Consider the following 17,140-nt stretch of genomic DNA (forward strand, 5'->3'; position numbering starts at 1 on the left):
ATGGCAGGAAAATCAATTTTTGATAAAATCTGGGAACGGCATGTAGTGACCGGTGAGGAAGGCCAGCCCCAACTCATGTATGTGGACCAACACTATATCCACGAGGTGACCAGTCCCCAGGCTTTTCAAGGGCTTAGAGACACTGGTAGAAAGGTTCGGAGACCAGATTTAACCTTTGGAACCTTTGATCACAATGTCCCAACTGTTAATATTTATGATATTCGGGATGTGATTTCTAAGGCTCAGATTGATAAATTAGCTGAAAATGTCAAGGACTTTGGGATCGATCATGCAGGTCATGGTTCAGAAAAACAGGGAATCGTTCACATGGTTGGTCCTGAAACAGGACGGACCCAGCCTGGAAAGTTCATTGTCTGTGGAGATAGCCATACGGCGACCCATGGGGCTTTCGGTGCCATTGCCTTTGGGATTGGGACTAGTGAGGTGGAGCATGTCTTTGCGACTCAGACCATCTGGCAGGTCAAACCGAAGAAACTCTTGGTCGAGTTTACTGGAAAGCCACAGAAGGGGATTTATGCCAAGGACTATATTTTGGCCTTGATTGCTCGTTATGGCGTAGCCTGTGGTGTTGGTCATGTGGTCGAATATAGAGGGGAAGCAATCGATAGCCTCACCATGGAAGAGCGGATGACCATCTGCAATATGTCCATTGAATTCGGCTCTAAGATGGGGATTATGAATCCAGATGAGACGACTTTTGACTATCTCCGTGGACGTGAATGTGTGCCAAAAGATTTTGAAGCTGCAGTATCCGATTGGCAGTCCCTGGTCAGTGACAACGATGCGACATATGATAGAGTCATCACCATCGATGTATCCCAGTTGGCACCCATGGTGACTTGGGGGACCAATCCTTCTATGGGAGTGGACTTCGAGACTCCTTTTCCAGAGATTCGCGACATGAATGATGAACGGGCTTATCATTATATGGATCTAGAACCTGGCCAAAAACCAGCAGACATTGAATTAGGCTATATCTTTATCGGTTCTTGTACCAATGCGCGTCTCAGCGATTTGGAGTTGGCAGCCAAGTTTGTGAAAGGCAAAAAAATTGCGCCAAACTTAACTGCTATTGTGGTACCTGGCTCTCGTCCGGTTAAGCAAGCTGCCGAAAAATTAGGCTTAGACAAGATCTTCATGGATGCGGGCTTTGAATGGCGTGATCCAGGATGCTCCATGTGTCTAGGAATGAACCCAGACAAGGTTCCAGATGGCGTCCACTGTGCCTCTACTAGCAACCGGAACTTTGAAGACCGCCAAGGATTTGGGGCTAAGACCCATCTCTGTAGTCCAGCAATGGCCGCTGCAGCAGCAATCGCCGGTCGCTTTGTCGATGTGCGCCAAATGCCAGAAGTTGAGTAAAAGGAGGAATCATGGAGAAATTTACCATTTATACGGGAACTACGGTTCCTTTGATGAACGATAATATCGATACCGACCAAATCCTCCCCAAGCAATTTTTAAAGCTGATTGATAAAAAAGGCTTTGGTAAATACCTCATGTACGCTTGGCGCTACTTGGATGATCAATACACCGAGGATCCAGAATTTATCTTTAACAAACCAGAATACAGCAAGGCAACCATCTTGATTACTGGCGACAATTTTGGGGCTGGTTCTTCTCGGGAGCACGCAGCCTGGGCTTTAGCTGATTATGGCTTTAAAGTCGTTATCGCCGGCTCTTTTGGAGATATCCATTACAATAATGAACTCAATAATGGGATGCTACCAATAGTCCAGCCTTTAGAGGTTCGTCAAAAGCTGGCAAGCTTGAAGCCGACAGATGAGGTAACGGTGGATTTGGAAGAGCAGAAGATCATCTCGCCTGTTGGAGAATTTAGCTTTGAGATCGATGGGGATTGGAAGAACAAATTACTCAACGGTCTAGATGATATTGGGATTACCCTCCAATACGAGGACTTGATTGCTGCTTATGAGAAGAATCGGCCCGCCTATTGGCAATAAAAATTGTATAGTTAATTAAGAATTTTCAGAAAATATATTGAAGCTTTTTTGGAATTTTGATAGAATAGAAAAAAAGAAATAGAAGAGGACGAAATTTATGACAAAACACATTCAATGGGACGGAACACTTTCACAAGAAGGATTTGACATTCTTAAAGGCGAGGGTGGTTGTATCGTCTGCCCTACCAAAGTCGGCTACATCATCATGACCAGCGACAAGGCTGGCTTGGAACGCAAGTTTGAAGCCAAAGAACGTAACCGCAACAAACCAGGTGTCGTTCTTTGCGGAAGTATGGATGAACTTCGTGCCCTTGCGCAATTGAATCCTGAAATCGAAGCCTTCTACCAAAAACATTGGGATGAAGATATCTTGCTTGGTTGTATCCTTCCTTGGCGTGAAGATGCCTATGCCAAATTACAAGCCTTCGGCGATGGACGTGAAGAACTCATGACAGATGTTCGTGGAACCAGCTGTTTTGTCATCAAATTCGGTAAAGCTGGTGAGCAAATCGCCAAAGAAATGTGGGAAAAAGAAGGCAAAATGGTTTATGCCTCTTCAGCTAACCCATCTGGTAAAGGAAATCGTGGGAAAGTCGAGGGAATCGGAGAGCGAATCGAAGGTGCCGTGGATTTGGTCATCGAAGCCGATGATTATGTAGCCTCTATCCAACCAGACAAGACTATTGAAACTCGCTATGAACAAGGAGTGATGGTTTCTATGGTTGATGCAGAAGGAAAACTCATCCCAGAACAAGGAGCAGGTAGCCGTTCTGTCAATACTTGCCCAGTCGTGATCCGTAAGGGATTGGATATCGACAAGATCATGATGCACTTATCTGATCATTTCAACTCTTGGAACTACCGCCAAGGGGAGTACTATTAAAAGATAGAAAAAAGGTCGTTACAGTTCGTAACGACCTTTTACTTGTCTATTTTATCGAATAGCTGATTTCCAACTTTAATAAGTCACGACATTAATCTCGCCCTTGTCGTACTCAGCGATAAAAATGTCATCAACAGTTTCAAATCCTTTTTTATTGAGTTCGGCTATAAGCCATTCTTCAGTTTTACCAATGGTCTCTAAGATCTCTACTTGGACCACACCATCTGTAATGATTGGGTATTTGGGATTTTCATCTCCCATTCGAACGATTATGAGTTGGCCATTTTGTTCGATGACGGCTCTTTTGACTTCTTTCAATTGGAAGACCCCTTGAGAGCGCAACTTAAGAGCGACGTCAGAAGCAGAAAGGCCTTTTGAGCGACAAGCTTCTGGATCTAATTTTCCGTTTTTTATGATAATAGTTGGTTTTCCATCAATCAGATGTTTGATGAAGTAAACATTGGTATTAAGCCATTTGAGTGACAGAATCAAAATCGTCCAGATGATGAGGATGACGAAATATTGAAGGATGGTAATCGAGCTATTGTAGATGACCCCGCCGATAATACCCCCGAGAACAAAGTTCTGTATTTGGTCTACTGCAGAACTTGGAGCTAAATTTCCTTTTCCTGTTACGTTAATAACAAAAACAAGAGAAAGAAGCCCCAAGGCCAATTTAATTGCAATTGTAGCAAAAAAGCTTATCATTTTTCAACCTCCACCAGTTCTACATCTGTTTTATATAAGTCCATTTTTTCAAGTAAATAGCTATCTGGGTCTGTTCCGCTAATCGCACGATAGAATTGCTTGTCTACCTTGATAATAGCTCCGTCGGTCGTATCCGAAGTATTGACATAGACATCTTCTTTATCTACACCTAATTCTTTTGAAACAACTTCGATAAAGTGTAGGGAAGAGCGGAATTGATTGTCATTAGACTGATTGTTTTGAAAATTTGAAATGCCAATCAAAACAACGGCTACTAAGATTAAGACAGAAATAATAGACAATTCACGGAACTTACTTCCACGTTTATCCTTATATGCCTTAAAGACAAAAAAAGCAGTTACCAACACTAAGAGAATGGACATGATCACCATGACCCAATTTTGCTGGCTAATCTGACTCAGTACATAGTCGTAGGAATATAATTTCATAAAAACCCCTCAATTATTTTGTATTCAAGCTATTATAAACTATTTCAATCCTTACTTCAATGATTTAAAGTGACATTCTCATTGTTTAAAGGTATGGATTGTACCTTAAGGTGGAAGAATAGAAGTAGGAGTTTTCTATCTAATCGAAATTTGGTACACTAGAGCTATGAAGATAGAAGATACTATAAAAAAAGCAATCATTTTAGGAGCTACAGGAGGGATTGGCCGGCAGCTAGCGAAAGAACTGGCAAGAAGTCTGGAGCATCTGGTCTTAGTGGGTCGCGATGCTGACAAACTCTCCCAAGTTCAAAAGGAACTAACTGGGAGCAAGGCGCAACTGTCAATCCTAACGTTAGATATGCTAGATCAAGTAGCCCTAGAAGCTTTTGTAGAGAACCTAGATGCAGATCTTCTTGTCAATTGTGCGGGACTAGCCTATTTTTCCATAGGATGTGACCTTGAATCAGCTAGTGAGCAAGACCTCTGGCAAGTCAACTACCATGCTCCAGTCCAACTAATCAAGCAGGTGGTGAAGAAGAATCAGAAGATCCACTTGGTCCAGCTGTCATCTCTGGCTGCTCTTTTTCCTCATCCCTATTTAGCAGCCTACAGTGCCAGTAAGGCTGCCTTGCAGACCTACACTCTTGCTCTCCAGGAGGAACTGAAGCAATCAGATTCACCGATTCAGCTAGGTCTCTATATTCTTGGACCAGTCCAAACAGCTATTCTTCCTCCCAAACTAGTAGAAGCATTGGGTGGCGGTCGCTTGCAGATGAAGCCTGAGAAAGTCGCTCAGCAGTTGATTCGATTCATAGAAAGAGATACTTCCTATGCTGTTATCGGCCTTCGCTATCGCTTGCTCGTTTTGCTAGGTCGTCTGCTTCCCCAAAGATGGATCATTCGTCTCCTTGCACGGTATTTACGAAAGGGACTTACTAGATGAAATTTTTATTTATATTTTTAGGCGTTGCTTATCTTCTCTTATTTCTCATCCGTTGGTTACTGTCCTTCATTTATTATAAAAAAGGCCAGTCTCATATTGCAGACTTCCCAGAAGAGCTTTTTACAGTGGTCCAACCCATCCTCTCTGGGGATCCTCGTTTAGCGAATGATTTGCTGGCCAATCTCCAGCAAACAGAAGCAGTGGAATTCTACTGGTTGATCGACCAGTCTGATACAGAAGCCCAGCGAGTAGCAGATCAGATTTGCCAAGAGGCTTCCTTTGCCCAACGCATTCGAGTCTTTCTCATTGAAGACGTCCCTCAAGGGATTAATCCCAAGAGTTACAAGATTGAGCAGGTTGTAGAGGAGCTGACCCGATCTTATCTGATTGTTTTGGACGATGATAGTGTGATTGATTTTTCTAAAATGGGGGAGCTGACCACCTATCTAGGTCAAGAGGTCATTCTGACAGGTATTCCCTATAACCAAGAAAGAAGTAATTTCTGGTCCAAGCTGGTTGCAGCATTCGTTAATGGCAATTCTTTTATTACCTATTTTACCATGGCAGAAGTTGAGGCAAACCACTCCATCAACGGGATGTTTTATATCCTACCGGTAGAACTTGCAAAAGATCAGGGGCTCTTCACAGCGATTAAGGACTATCTATGTGATGATTTAGCTGTGGCCGATTTTTTAAGGAGTAAAGGAGTATCCATTATCCAAACGCGGGTTACCTGTAATGTTCGAACCACTATAAAAAACGCTAAGCAATACCTGCTCCAGATGAAGCGGTGGCTTCTCTTTAGCTCTATCTATCTCAAAGAACACATGGACTGGAAGCTGTTTAGCCTCATAGGTTTACCGAGTTTTCTACCTCTTCCAGGTTTGATCTTAAGTCTGTTTTTAGGTTGGCCTTATCTTCTTCTAGCCTTAAGCTTACTGGTATTTAAGGCAGTTTGGATGCTCCTCTATCGACAAAGCATTCTAACCAATCGCTTATACTTGGATGAAGTCACCTACGAAGTGCTGAATGATCTCCTGCTTCCTTGGCTGTTTGTCTATGTTCTAATGACACCTCCTGTGATTCATTGGCGGGGGCGGAAGATTCGAGTGACGGATGGAAAGATTCGTTATGAGTAAGATGAATTCCTATCTGGACCGTTTGTCTGCCTTGTCACCTAATCAGACCATGCTAGACTCTGATCGCTTGGTTCTCTTTCTTAGTGGGAGCAGTGATATTACTTGTGCCGGGCTGACAGCTGGGCAACTAGACCTCCTCCATGCAATTTGTCCATCTGGCTATTCAGTGGTAGCCAGTAATTTTCCCTTCAATCAAGATTTTGAACATATAAAGTCTCCACAAGTATCCCTCTTGTCAGCTTCTGCATCCAATATCATCTACTATTGGCATACGATTTTGAACCTTCGTTTCCAAAAGTTGTTACAGGAGCACTTGTCTCCCTTGTTGGAAGCGCAGGAAGTAGTTCTTGTTTGTAAGAGTTCAGGTGTCAATATGCTGACCCAGTGGTTCAGAAGTTTAGGGAATCAGGTCACCCTTCCAAGATTGCGTGTGATAGCGCTTGGCCCGGTTTCCCATCTTCTCTTAAATCAAAAAGAACTAGAGCTACTGGTCATCAAAGGAAAGAAAGATCCTTATTCACGTATTCTGGATCGCCACTCAGCGGATATTCAAGTGGATACGGATCATTATAGCTATGAGTACAGAGAAGATGTGAAAGGAAACATCTATGACTGGATTAGAAAAAGTGATAAAAATCGATGTGATTAGCGTCCCCTTTAGTGGCCATTTGTTTCCAACCTTGACCCTGGTGAAACCCTTGCTGGAGGATCCGCGTTTTCAGATCCGTGTTATTACAGGTTTTCAGAAAAAGGCATTGGTTGAGCAGATTGGTTTTGACTGCCTTGCCTTGTTTCCTGATCGTCCGACAGTGATGGAAGATATAGCCAATACATCAAAGCAAGCAAATCTATTGATCATGTACCAACAATTAATGGCCAATAGCAGACTGGTCCCTGAAGTTTTCGACGAAATAAATCGAATTTGGGACTCTGAGGGAAGCCCTGACTTGGTTATTGCAGATTTTGTAGCAGCTCCTGCTGGAGTTTTAGCAGATCGTTTGGGCATTCCCTGGATTACGACCATTCCAAGTCCAGTAGCGATTGAAAGTCGCACGACAACACCTGCTTATCTAGGTGGCTGGAAACCGCACCAGGGAACCTTCTACAAGTGGAGAGATGCTCTGGGTAGGCGAGTCATCCGTCTGGCAAAGAAAGTTGGACTTGCGCTGGTTAAGAAGAATCTCGATACCCTAGAGGATTTCAAATTGTACCGTGAAGATGGGACAGAAGCCATCTATTCTCCCTATTCAATCTTAGCTCTGGGCATGAGAGAGTTGGAGTTTCGAGACGATTTTCCATCCCAGCTCAAATGGATTGGTTATCGCTGTTTATCTTTTGATCGGCTTCCTCAAGAGCAGAGGCTGTATTTCACTAGCTCTAAAAAGCGGGTCCTCGTCACTTGTGGCACTCATTTAAAATGGGAAAAAGAGCGGATGGTGGAGTTGGCAAAGCTTTTGAGCCAAGAACATCCTGACTATGTCTTTTACGTAACCTTAGGCGACCCTAGTGGGTTGGAGAATCCACCCAGGATGTTTTCGGAAAATCTTCTGGTCTTTGATTACCTCCCTTATTCAGATGTTCTGGATCAAATGGACTTTGCCATTCATCATGCAGGTGCAGGGATTTTGATGGGGTGTATCGAAGAGGGCATTCCAAGTCTGATTTTGCCCCAGGACTATGACCAGTTTGACAATGCGGTTCGGGCTGAGTTATTCCAAATAGGATTGGTCTCTCGTAAAAAGACAGATTCCGAAGTTTTGCGCTTATTTAATGAATTGGTTTCTCGGGAAGATTGGTCGCACCTAAAGATCCTTGCTCAACAAAGCAAAGCCTACCAGCCAACAAAGATTCTTTATCAAGAAATAGAGAGACTCTTGAAATTGAGGTTATAGAAGAAGTGGAGGGGGAGGCTCCTGTTTGCTTTCTTCCAAAGACCTTCTATTATTGAATATAAAAAAACTAGAGATTTGACTCTAGTCTTTTTGTTTTTGATGAGTGATGTTTTTACCCCAGGTGATGATGTTTTCATTCTTGTTGAGGATGCGTTTGATATTGTCCTTGTGACGGATGATAATCAAGGTGGCTAAAGCGAGGACAATAAGGGTGAAAATCAGGTCATAGCTTGGGAGGATCCAGCCAGTCAATGGAAGGATGAGCACTCCTAAACTAGCCAAAATCGCAACCGTTACACTTGAAAAAGAAATCATGCTGGTTAAATAGAGGCAAACAAAGAAATAGATGGCTAAGAGGATGAGGAAAACAGGAGAGAAACCAATGAGAACCCCAGCACTGGTTGCGACTGCCTTGCCTCCTTTAAAGCCTGCAAAAATAGGGAAGGTGTGGCCAAGGACGGCGAGAAGACCAAAGACCATTGGTGAAATCCCTGTAACCCCAAAAATAGTCGGCAATAAAACAGCAAAGGTTCCTTTGAGGAAATCAACCGCAAAGACGACCAGACCAGCCTTCGTCCCTAGGATACGGAAGGTATTGGTGGTCCCTGTATTTCCAGAACCGTGTTCACGTAGATTGATGTTAAAGAAGGCTTTTCCTATCCACAAACCAGAAGGGATAGAACCTAATAAGTATGCTAATACGAGTAAAAGAATTGTTTTCATCATAGTTTCATTATATCAAAAATGCTTTGAATGAAAAAGAAAATATCTAGCTGATTTGTCACATCGGATAGTTGGTTTGAATCAATCGCACTTAAATAGCCTAGTTAAAGGGGGAGAAGAAAGAAAAATTTTGCAAAATTTACTAAAAAACTGTAATATAGAAAAGATGAACAAACAGGAGGTTCCTTGTGTCGAAAAAGGAAATCAACATTAATAATTACAATGACGATGCCATTCAGGTACTAGAAGGGTTGGATGCGGTCCGTAAACGTCCAGGGATGTATATCGGATCGACAGATGGAAATGGGCTTCACCATTTGGTCTGGGAAATTGTCGACAATGCGGTCGATGAAGCCCTATCTGGTTTCGGTTCTCAAATTGACGTTACCATCAACAAAGATGGTTCCTTATCTGTAGCTGACCAAGGTCGAGGGATGCCGACAGGGATGCATGCTATGGGCAAACCAACCGTTGAGGTCATCTTTACCGTCCTCCATGCGGGAGGGAAGTTTGGTCAAGGGGGCTATAAGACTTCTGGAGGTCTTCACGGAGTGGGATCTTCGGTCGTAAACGCCCTTTCTAGCTGGCTAGAGGTTGAGATTACCCGTGATGGAGCGGTCTACAAGCAACGTTTTGAAGATGGTGGGAAGCCTGTTACCACTCTTGAAAAGATCGGGTCGGCTCCTAAGTCTAAGACGGGAACCAAGGTTACCTTCATGCCGGATCCAACCATCTTCTCAACAACTGATTTCAAGTTTAATACCATTGCTGAGCGGATCAAAGAATCAGCCTTCTTGCTTAAGGACGTGACACTGACGCTGACAGACCTTCGTAAGGAAGAAGACAACTACGTCGCCTTCCATTACGAGAATGGTGTTCAGGATTTCGTTGAGTACTTGAACGAAGATAAGGAAACCTTGACGCCCGTTCTCTACTTTAATGGGGAATCAGAAGGCTTCCAAGTAGAAGTTGCTCTCCAATACAATGATGGCTACTCTGACAACATCTTGTCCTTCGTTAATAATGTCCGCACTAAAGATGGGGGAACCCACGAGACAGGACTGAAGACAGCTATTACCAAGGCCATGAACGACTATGCAAGAAAGACAGGACTTCTCAAAGAAAAAGACAAGAATCTGGAAGGATCCGACTACCGGGAAGGTCTTTCCGCTGTTCTTTCGATCTTGGTGCCAGAAGCTCATTTGCAGTTTGAAGGGCAGACCAAGGACAAACTAGGAAGTCCACTTGCTCGACCCGTTGTTGACGGGATTGTCGCTGACAAGTTGACCTTCTTCCTCATGGAAAATGGGGAGTTGGCTTCCAATCTGATCCGCAAGGCCATTAAGGCCCGGGATGCGCGTGAAGCCGCTCGGAAGGCGCGGGATGAGAGTCGAAATGGCAAGAAGAACAAGAAGGACAAGGGACTCTTATCTGGTAAATTGACGCCAGCCCAGTCCAAGAATCCTGCCAAGAACGAACTCTATCTAGTCGAAGGAGACTCAGCCGGTGGATCGGCTAAGCAAGGTCGGGACCGCAAGTTTCAGGCCATCCTTCCGCTTCGAGGGAAGGTTCTTAATACCGAAAAGGCCAATATGAGTGACATCCTCAAAAACGAGGAAATCAACACCATGATCTACACCATCGGTGCTGGAGTCGGGGCTGACTTTACGATCGAAGATGCCAACTATGACAAGATTATCATCATGACCGATGCGGATACGGATGGTGCCCATATTCAGACCCTTCTCCTAACTTTCTTCTATCGCTATATGCGTCCCTTGGTCGAAGCAGGACGTGTCTATATCGCTATGCCTCCTCTTTACAAGATGTCTAAAGGGAAAGGCAAGAAAGAAGAAGTGGCTTATGCCTGGACAGACAATGAATTGGAAGACCTACGCCGAACTTTTGGCCGTGGAGCAACCCTTCAACGGTACAAAGGGTTGGGGGAGATGAATGCGGACCAACTTTGGGAAACCACCATGAACCCAGAAACCCGCACCTTGATCCGTGTCACCATTGATGACTTGGCGCGTGCAGAACGCCGTGTCTCCGTCCTAATGGGCGATAAGGCTGCTCCGCGCCGCCAATGGATTGAAGATAACGTTAAATTTACCTTGGAAGAAACGACCGCGTTTTAAGGAGTGCGAGTGATGGATAAGGTTGATTTGGCTTATTTTGGTTATATTTTCTTAGTCTCTTTACCTTCTGCGTTTCTTGCATTTTACATGAATCGCCGAAGAATTAGACTGTTAGGCTTGTATGCGCCGGTAGTCTTTACTCTCTGCATGCTAAAGGTACTAGAATCTAATTTTAGTGACCCAGAATATGGTTCTTTAGAGGCGTTTATTCTCATGATTTTATATGGCTTTCCCTTGATAATAGGAGCCTTAGTCTACACACTGATTCGTCTGTGCTTTGTTTATAAGAAAAATCTGCGGAAGGGACTTTTGATTTTCCTATCCTATCTTATAGGTCCTCTTCTGGGCTTGTATGTGGTGATGCTATTTCAGCTCCATCAGTTTATATTCGTAGTCATTATTTTGATGATTCTGGTTTCCTATCTGCCACCTCTTTATCTCTATCATTTTGAGCAAGATCAGTAGGACGCAACTAGAAGGTGAAAAAATATGGATTATTTAATTTCTACATTCAATCATTTTTACCAATTGTATATTGTCTTATTTCTATCCATCTTCATCGCCTTCTGGCTAAATTGGAAAAAGAAAAAATTTTATGGCTTGTATTATCCAATCTGTTTGACAGTCATGACTTATTGTGTGGTTCAGTTTGATTCTTTCGACATTGTTGAGAGAGCGCTTCCCTTCATGCTGGTAGCTTTTGCTGTTCAACTGATGGTCATAGCTCTTGGTGTTCCCTTGGTTGTGATTGCCTTGCTTTATCATGTCATCCGATTATTTTCCGTTTTTCCTAAATATGGATGGAAAATCATCCTGATCATCCTCTCTTATCTAGCGAGTGCTGTCCTTTTTTATCAGGTTATGGCTAGTATGTCGGAAGAATTCTTGCGGCATAGAAGCGTGATGATCGGGTTAATGTTCCTATCTCTTGCTCTCTCTTATCTGCCGGCTATATATTTGATCATTAGCCAGAATCGTAGGAAGGTATGAAATGAATGATATCTTATTACCTATAGCTTTCTCTACTTTCCCATTCTTACCGGTTCTATTAGTCGCTACCTTTATTTATATTGCTATTAAAAAAAATAGGTCAAAGGTCCGTTTTTTAGGGTATTTTTTCCCTCTTGCAGAGATTTTTACCATGAATGCAATCAGTGATTATCCCTCTAAGAAATTTGAAGGGCATATGTCAATTATCATAGTATTGGTGACGTTTTACTTGCCTTTGTTATATGCATCCCTAGTTTATAGTGGCATACGTCTCTATTCTGTTTATAACCACCAATTATTGAAAGCCTCTCTGATTTTAGGAATCTATCTCCTTGCTAGCATCTTTATGCATTTGATGATTTTTAAAGTTCAAGGTCAATTTATGAAGGTGGTCATCAACATCCATTTTGCGAAACTTATGATTGCGATTCTATCGTTTCTTCCATCTGTTTATCTATATTTTGATAAAAACCAACAATTCCAAGGATCTATAAGTGATGAAGGAGTAGAAGATGAGAACTGAGACAATAATGATGGATCTGATCTTGCAAATAGCTGATACTCTAGAAGTAGAAGCAATTGCTTTATCCGGATCCCGAACGAATCCTTTGGCACCCAAAGATGAGTTTCAAGATTACGATGTGGTCTATATAGTTGAGAATCTGGAGGACTTGATATCTGATTTATCTTGGCTAGACCAGTTCGGCAAACGCATCATTGAGCAAAATGTTATTCTAGGACACCGTCATCTTTATCTTATGCTCTTTGAAGATGGCAATCGCATTGATTTAACCCTCTGCCCCAAGGAGTATATCCAAGAGTGGGTGGACAGCGAAGCAAATTTTGAAGTTATAAAAGACGACAAAGGTTTGTTTGAAGCCTATCAGCCTAATTCCAAGCGCTATTGGACCGCTCCGCCTACTGAAGAGGAATTTGCAGCATCCTGCAATGAATTTTGGTGGGTATCGGCTTATGTCGTAAAGGCCATTCGAAGAAATCAGCTCATCTATGCGACGGATCACCTCTATGGCATTTGCCAGCAAGAACTCCTCAAGGTCTTTGCTTGGCAGGTGACAAGTGATAGGGGAGCAGTTGATATCGGAAAGAACTACAAATACCTCTTTCACTATCTCCCAGCTGAGAAAGAGAAGGAGTTCTCAGCTCTGCTAAATCTATCTAGTATAGAGAAGGTCAGCCAGTCCTTGTTTGCTACCATGAATGTTTTTGATCGAGAAGCTCAAAGCCTGGCCAAAAAGATGGGATTTGCCTACGATCAGGAAGAGGCTGAGAAGATGATAGCTTATGCTGAAGAGAAACTGTCAAATCATTGATTCAATAATCTATTTTAAACACTTTAAAATACAGAAAGGATAGTTTAGTTACTTGTAGTAACTGAATTCCTTTTTCTAAAAAAATCTACTCTACATTCTTTGAAAGGAGTTGAACACGCCCTAAATACTGTGTGAAAAAGATAAATTCTCTTGTGAGCATGGCTCACTGCAAGAATTTCCTATTTTCACTTTGTATTTTACGGGCTTTGTATCCTATATGAGTAATATCCAAAATATGTCCTTGGAGGACATCATGGGAGAGCGCTTTGGTCGCTACTCCAAATACATTATTCAAGAACGGGCTCTTCCTGATATTCGGGATGGCTTGAAACCTGTTCAACGGCGGATTCTTTATTCTATGAATAAGGACGGCAATACCCATGACAAGGGCTACCGCAAGTCTGCCAAGTCTGTCGGGAATATCATGGGGAATTTCCACCCTCACGGGGATTCTTCTATCTATGATGCCATGGTCCGCATGTCTCAAGACTGGAAGAACCGCGAGATCCTTGTTGAAATGCACGGAAACAATGGTTCCATGGACGGTGATCCGCCAGCGGCCATGCGTTATACGGAAGCTCGTTTGTCTGAAATTGCTGGCTATCTTTTGCAAGATATCGAAAAGAACACAGTGCCATTTGCCTGGAACTTTGACGATACAGAAAAAGAGCCAACTGTTTTGCCAGCAGCTTTTCCAAACCTTTTGGTTAATGGAGCTACAGGGATTTCAGCTGGTTACGCGACTGATATTCCGCCACATAATCTCGCTGAAGTCATCGATGCTGTGGTCTACATGATCGACCATCCATCTGCCAAGGTAGACAAACTCATGGAGTTTTTACCTGGACCTGATTTCCCAACGGGTGCCATTATCCAAGGACGGGATGAGATCAAGAAAGCCTATGAAACCGGTAAAGGGCGGGTGGTTGTCCGCTCTAAAACTGAGATTGAGCAGCTCAAAGGTGGTAAGCAGCAAATCGTGGTTACCGAGATCCCTTATGAGATCAATAAAGCAGTCTTGGTGAAGAAGATCGACGATGTCCGTGTCAACAACAAGGTGGCCGGTATTGCCGAAGTTCGGGATGAGTCTGACCGAGATGGTCTTCGCATTGCCATTGAGTTGAAAAAAGATGCCAATGCAGACTTGATCTTAAACTACTTATTTAAGTACACAGATTTGCAGGTTAACTACAACTTCAATATGGTGGCAATTGACAACTATACCCCTCGTCAAGTGGGGATCGTACCGATCCTCTCTAGCTACATTGCTCACCGTCGGGATATCATTGTCGCTCGCTCGCGCTTTGATAAGGAAAAGGCAGAACGTCGCCTCCACATTGTAGAGGGCTTGATCCGCGTCATTTCCATTCTCGATGAGGTCATTGCCTTGATCCGCGCTTCTGATAATAAGGCAGATGCTAAGGAAAACCTCAAGGTCAGCTACGATTTCACGGAAGAACAAGCAGAAGCTATTGTCACCTTGCAATTGTACCGCTTGACCAATACGGATATCGTGACTTTGGAAGAAGAGCATGCCAGTCTCAAGGAGCAAATCGCGACCTTGGCGGCCATTATTGGGGATGAACGAACCATGTTCAATCTCATGAAGAAAGAGTTGCGTGAAGTCAAGAAGCTCTTTGGTAATCCTCGTCGTAGTGAGTTGCAAGACACTGCTAAAACGATTGAGATTGATACAGCTAGTCTCATTGTTGAAGAGGAAACCTTCGTCAGCGTGACCCGTGCGGGTTACATCAAACGGACCTCTCCTCGTTCCTTCAATGCGTCGACAGTGGAGGAAGTCGGTAAGCGGGACGACGATGAGTTGATTTTCGTAGAGCCTGCTAAGACCACCCAGCATCTTTTACTCTTTACCAACTTGGGAAATGCCATATATCGACCTGTTCATGAATTGGCAGATACCAAGTGGAAGGACATTGGCGAGCACCTCAGTCAGACCTTGACCAATTTCGAGCAGGAAGAAGAAATCCTCTTTGCGGAGATTGTGGATCAGTTTGAGGGAGTAACCTACTTTGCGGCAACTCAACAAGGACAAATCAAGCGCTTTGAACGCAAGGAATTAAGCCCATGGCGGACTTATCGTTCTAAATCAACTAAGTACGCTAAATTGAAGGACCAAGAGGACCGTATCGTAGCGGTTGCACCAGTTGTCCTCGAAGACATTATGATCATTACTAAAAATGGTTACGGGTTGCGGTTCAATATTGAAGAGGTGCCAGTAGTTGGTGCCAAAGCAGCAGGTGTTAAAGCCATTAACCTCAAAGACGGGGATCAAGTGGTAGCCGTCTTTAAGTCAACGACTCCAAGCATGTACATTCTGACTCAACGAGGCAGTCTCAAACGGATGTTCCAGGATGATATTCCTGTGACCAGCCGTGCCAAACGTGGATTGCAAGTCTTACGTGAACTGAAGTCTAAACCACACCGCGTCTTCAAGGCAGGTCCAGTCTTCACCGACCAGGGCGATTTTGACCTCTTTACTAGCCAGGAAGAAGTGCAAGAACAAGATCAAATTCTTCAGATCACTTCCACAACAGGTCAGGTGACAGAAGTGGATGTTACCCAACTCAGCTTGTCAGAACGAACTAGCAACGGTTCTTTTGTCAACGATCAAATTTCTGATCAAGAAGTCTTTACTGCTAGAATTAAATAAATACAAAATTAGCCAGTTTATGGCTAATTTTTTTGCTCGATAAATTTTCTGAAAATTGCAAACTTCACTTGAAATTCTCATGAAATGGTGTAAAATAGAGTACATGAATAAAGTCATCCTTTGTGGTGGCTCTTGCTATTTAGCAAGTCTTGAATGGAAGAAGGAAAACAGACATGACAGTATCACTTGATTGGGAAAATCTTGGATTTTCTTATATGAAATTACCTTACCGCTACATCGCCTATTATCGTAATGGGGCCTGGGAAAAAGGAGAACTATCCGAAGATGCCACTCTTCATATTTCGGAATCTTCTCCGAGTTTGCACTACGGACAGCAAGCTTTTGAGGGTCTGAAAGCCTACCGGACAAAAGATGGCAGCATTCAATTGTTCCGTCCAGACGAAAACGCCAAACGCCTTCAACGGACTGCAGATCGTCTTTTGATGCCACAAGTTCCAACGGATATGTTTGTGGAAGCTTGTAAGGCAGTAGTTCGTGCCAATGAAGAATATGTCCCACCATATGGAACAGGTGGAACCCTCTATCTTCGTCCATTGTTGATTGGAGTCGGAGATATCATTGGGGTGAAGCCAGCAGAGGAATACATCTTTACGATCTTTGCTATGCCAGTCGGAAACTATTTCAAGGGTGGCTTGGTTCCAACCAACTTCTTGATCCAAGACGACTATGACCGGGCAGCTCCTCATGGGACAGGTGCGGCGAAAGTCGGTGGAAATTATGCCGCTAGCCTCTTACCTGGTAAATTAGCTAAGTCTCGGAACTTCTCAGACGTGATTTACTTAGATCCTGCAACCCACACCAAGATTGAAGAAGTCGGATCTGCTAACTTCTTTGGGATCACAGCTGATAATGAGTTTGTGACACCACTTAGCCCATCTATTCTGCCATCCATTACCAAGTATTCCTTGCTCTATCTTGCAGAGCACCGTCTTGGTTTGACACCAATCGAAGGGGATGTTCCAATTGATAACCTAGATCGCTTTGTCGAAGCAGGGGCATGTGGAACAGCTGCAGTTATTTCACCAATCGGGGGAGTTCAGCACGGAGATAACTTCCATGTCTTCTATTCAGAAACGGAAGTAGGACCGGTTACCCGCAAGCTTTATGATGAATTAACTGGCATCCAGTTTGGTGATATTGAAGCACCAGAAGGATGGATCTTCAAAGTTAACGATTAAAGGAATGATCAGAGGGAGAAGAACTCCCTCTTTTTTCTTTGGAAGAGCTACTAATAAAATAATTTAATCATGAAACATTTTCGGCTTGC

17 protein-coding genes are annotated in these 17,140 nt (G+C 43.4%); 14 read left to right on the forward strand and 3 right to left on the reverse strand.

The window, feature by feature from the left end:
* The 3 genes from leuC to AC3E8G_RS03365 all read left to right on the forward strand — a co-directional run bounded on the left by leuC (nucleotide 1) and on the right by AC3E8G_RS03365 (nucleotide 2,868).
* The gene (gene leuC, locus AC3E8G_RS03355) at nucleotides 1–1,383 is read left to right on the forward strand and encodes a 3-isopropylmalate dehydratase large subunit (protein ID WP_490677028.1); all 1,383 of its coding nucleotides are present in this window, start codon (nucleotides 1–3) and stop codon (nucleotides 1,381–1,383) included.
* Nucleotides 1,384–1,394: 11 nt separating this feature from the next.
* The gene (leuD, locus tag AC3E8G_RS03360; RefSeq protein WP_006596431.1) at nucleotides 1,395–1,985 is read left to right on the forward strand and encodes a 3-isopropylmalate dehydratase small subunit; all 591 of its coding nucleotides are present in this window, start codon (nucleotides 1,395–1,397) and stop codon (nucleotides 1,983–1,985) included.
* 97 nt (nucleotides 1,986–2,082) lie between these two features.
* The gene (locus tag AC3E8G_RS03365; protein WP_006596430.1) at nucleotides 2,083–2,868 is read left to right on the forward strand and encodes an L-threonylcarbamoyladenylate synthase; all 786 of its coding nucleotides are present in this window, start codon (nucleotides 2,083–2,085) and stop codon (nucleotides 2,866–2,868) included.
* A 75-nt stretch (nucleotides 2,869–2,943) separates the two neighbouring features.
* Here the strand turns inward: AC3E8G_RS03365 and AC3E8G_RS03370 are convergent, their stop codons facing one another.
* Nucleotides 2,944–3,576 (reverse strand): DUF421 domain-containing protein, encoded by a 633-nt coding sequence (locus AC3E8G_RS03370; protein WP_490677029.1) that lies wholly within the window; start codon nucleotides 3,574–3,576, stop codon nucleotides 2,944–2,946.
* Nucleotides 3,573–4,025, reverse strand: coding sequence for a DUF3290 family protein (locus AC3E8G_RS03375; RefSeq protein WP_490677030.1), 453 nt, complete (start codon nucleotides 4,023–4,025; stop codon nucleotides 3,573–3,575). The genes AC3E8G_RS03370 and AC3E8G_RS03375 overlap by 4 nt, the downstream gene beginning before the upstream one ends.
* Before the next feature lie 166 nt (nucleotides 4,026–4,191).
* Here AC3E8G_RS03375 and AC3E8G_RS03380 point away from each other — a divergent pair, with 166 nt between their 5' ends.
* The 4 genes from AC3E8G_RS03380 to AC3E8G_RS03395 are packed head-to-tail and all read left to right on the forward strand — an operon-like array spanning nucleotide 4,192 to nucleotide 7,999.
* Complete coding sequence (locus AC3E8G_RS03380; protein ID WP_023026772.1) at nucleotides 4,192–4,968, forward strand: SDR family NAD(P)-dependent oxidoreductase; 777 nt, start codon at nucleotides 4,192–4,194, stop codon at nucleotides 4,966–4,968.
* Complete coding sequence (locus tag AC3E8G_RS03385; RefSeq protein ID WP_485789349.1) at nucleotides 4,965–6,107, forward strand: glycosyltransferase; 1,143 nt, start codon at nucleotides 4,965–4,967, stop codon at nucleotides 6,105–6,107. Before AC3E8G_RS03380 ends, AC3E8G_RS03385 begins: the two co-directional genes overlap by 4 nt.
* A complete protein-coding gene (locus AC3E8G_RS03390; protein WP_490677031.1) occupies nucleotides 6,100–6,756 on the forward strand; it encodes a hypothetical protein in 657 nt (218 codons plus the stop codon). The genes AC3E8G_RS03385 and AC3E8G_RS03390 overlap by 8 nt, the downstream gene beginning before the upstream one ends.
* Nucleotides 6,716–7,999, forward strand: a complete 1,284-nt coding sequence (locus tag AC3E8G_RS03395) for a glycosyltransferase (protein WP_490677032.1) — start codon at nucleotides 6,716–6,718, stop codon at nucleotides 7,997–7,999. Before AC3E8G_RS03390 ends, AC3E8G_RS03395 begins: the two co-directional genes overlap by 41 nt.
* A gap of 81 nt (nucleotides 8,000–8,080) precedes the next feature.
* Here AC3E8G_RS03395 and plsY read toward each other — a convergent pair whose 3' ends face one another.
* A complete protein-coding gene (gene plsY, locus AC3E8G_RS03400) occupies nucleotides 8,081–8,722 on the reverse strand; it encodes a glycerol-3-phosphate 1-O-acyltransferase PlsY (RefSeq protein ID WP_490677033.1) in 642 nt (213 codons plus the stop codon).
* Nucleotides 8,723–8,910: 188 nt separating this feature from the next.
* On the opposite strand from plsY, the gene parE reads away from it, so the two are divergent.
* The 7 genes from parE (at nucleotide 8,911) to AC3E8G_RS03435 (ending at nucleotide 17,051) form a co-directional block, all read left to right on the forward strand.
* On the forward strand, nucleotides 8,911–10,860 hold the full coding sequence (gene parE / locus AC3E8G_RS03405; RefSeq protein ID WP_314836837.1) for a DNA topoisomerase IV subunit B: 1,950 nt from the start codon (nucleotides 8,911–8,913) through the stop codon (nucleotides 10,858–10,860).
* Nucleotides 10,861–10,872: 12 nt separating this feature from the next.
* The gene (locus tag AC3E8G_RS03410) at nucleotides 10,873–11,325 is read left to right on the forward strand and encodes a hypothetical protein (protein ID WP_414293343.1); all 453 of its coding nucleotides are present in this window, start codon (nucleotides 10,873–10,875) and stop codon (nucleotides 11,323–11,325) included.
* A 24-nt stretch (nucleotides 11,326–11,349) separates the two neighbouring features.
* Nucleotides 11,350–11,850 (forward strand): hypothetical protein, encoded by a 501-nt coding sequence (locus tag AC3E8G_RS03415; RefSeq protein WP_414293345.1) that lies wholly within the window; start codon nucleotides 11,350–11,352, stop codon nucleotides 11,848–11,850.
* Between the two features lies 1 nt (nucleotide 11,851).
* Nucleotides 11,852–12,373 (forward strand): hypothetical protein, encoded by a 522-nt coding sequence (locus AC3E8G_RS03420; protein WP_490677034.1) that lies wholly within the window; start codon nucleotides 11,852–11,854, stop codon nucleotides 12,371–12,373.
* Nucleotides 12,363–13,181, forward strand: a complete 819-nt coding sequence (locus AC3E8G_RS03425; RefSeq protein ID WP_490677035.1) for an aminoglycoside 6-adenylyltransferase — start codon at nucleotides 12,363–12,365, stop codon at nucleotides 13,179–13,181. The genes AC3E8G_RS03420 and AC3E8G_RS03425 overlap by 11 nt, the downstream gene beginning before the upstream one ends.
* Before the next feature lie 217 nt (nucleotides 13,182–13,398).
* Nucleotides 13,399–15,852 (forward strand): DNA topoisomerase IV subunit A, encoded by a 2,454-nt coding sequence (gene parC / locus AC3E8G_RS03430; RefSeq protein WP_490677036.1) that lies wholly within the window; start codon nucleotides 13,399–13,401, stop codon nucleotides 15,850–15,852.
* A 173-nt stretch (nucleotides 15,853–16,025) separates the two neighbouring features.
* The gene (locus tag AC3E8G_RS03435) at nucleotides 16,026–17,051 is read left to right on the forward strand and encodes a branched-chain amino acid aminotransferase (RefSeq protein WP_195324002.1); all 1,026 of its coding nucleotides are present in this window, start codon (nucleotides 16,026–16,028) and stop codon (nucleotides 17,049–17,051) included.
* Nucleotides 17,052–17,140 lie beyond the last annotated feature (89 nt).

The organism is Streptococcus sp. SCPM-O-B-15294 (M123) (assembly GCF_058200455.1).

Coding starts and splice junctions, on each gene's coding strand:
- leuC (WP_490677028.1), top strand. CDS start 1: ATGGCAGGAAAATCAATTTTTGATAAAATCTGGGAACGGCATGTAGTG.
- leuD (WP_006596431.1), top strand. CDS start 1,395: ATGGAGAAATTTACCATTTATACGGGAACTACGGTTCCTTTGATGAAC.
- AC3E8G_RS03365 (WP_006596430.1), top strand. CDS start 2,083: ATGACAAAACACATTCAATGGGACGGAACACTTTCACAAGAAGGATTT.
- AC3E8G_RS03370 (WP_490677029.1), bottom strand. CDS start 3,576: ATGATAAGCTTTTTTGCTACAATTGCAATTAAATTGGCCTTGGGGCTT.
- AC3E8G_RS03375 (WP_490677030.1), bottom strand. CDS start 4,025: ATGAAATTATATTCCTACGACTATGTACTGAGTCAGATTAGCCAGCAA.
- AC3E8G_RS03380 (WP_023026772.1), top strand. CDS start 4,192: ATGAAGATAGAAGATACTATAAAAAAAGCAATCATTTTAGGAGCTACA.
- AC3E8G_RS03385 (WP_485789349.1), top strand. CDS start 4,965: ATGAAATTTTTATTTATATTTTTAGGCGTTGCTTATCTTCTCTTATTT.
- AC3E8G_RS03390 (WP_490677031.1), top strand. CDS start 6,100: ATGAGTAAGATGAATTCCTATCTGGACCGTTTGTCTGCCTTGTCACCT.
- AC3E8G_RS03395 (WP_490677032.1), top strand. CDS start 6,716: ATGACTGGATTAGAAAAAGTGATAAAAATCGATGTGATTAGCGTCCCC.
- plsY (WP_490677033.1), bottom strand. CDS start 8,722: ATGAAAACAATTCTTTTACTCGTATTAGCATACTTATTAGGTTCTATC.
- AC3E8G_RS03410 (WP_414293343.1), top strand. CDS start 10,873: ATGGATAAGGTTGATTTGGCTTATTTTGGTTATATTTTCTTAGTCTCT.
- AC3E8G_RS03415 (WP_414293345.1), top strand. CDS start 11,350: ATGGATTATTTAATTTCTACATTCAATCATTTTTACCAATTGTATATT.
- AC3E8G_RS03420 (WP_490677034.1), top strand. CDS start 11,852: ATGAATGATATCTTATTACCTATAGCTTTCTCTACTTTCCCATTCTTA.
- AC3E8G_RS03425 (WP_490677035.1), top strand. CDS start 12,363: ATGAGAACTGAGACAATAATGATGGATCTGATCTTGCAAATAGCTGAT.
- parC (WP_490677036.1), top strand. CDS start 13,399: ATGAGTAATATCCAAAATATGTCCTTGGAGGACATCATGGGAGAGCGC.
- AC3E8G_RS03435 (WP_195324002.1), top strand. CDS start 16,026: ATGACAGTATCACTTGATTGGGAAAATCTTGGATTTTCTTATATGAAA.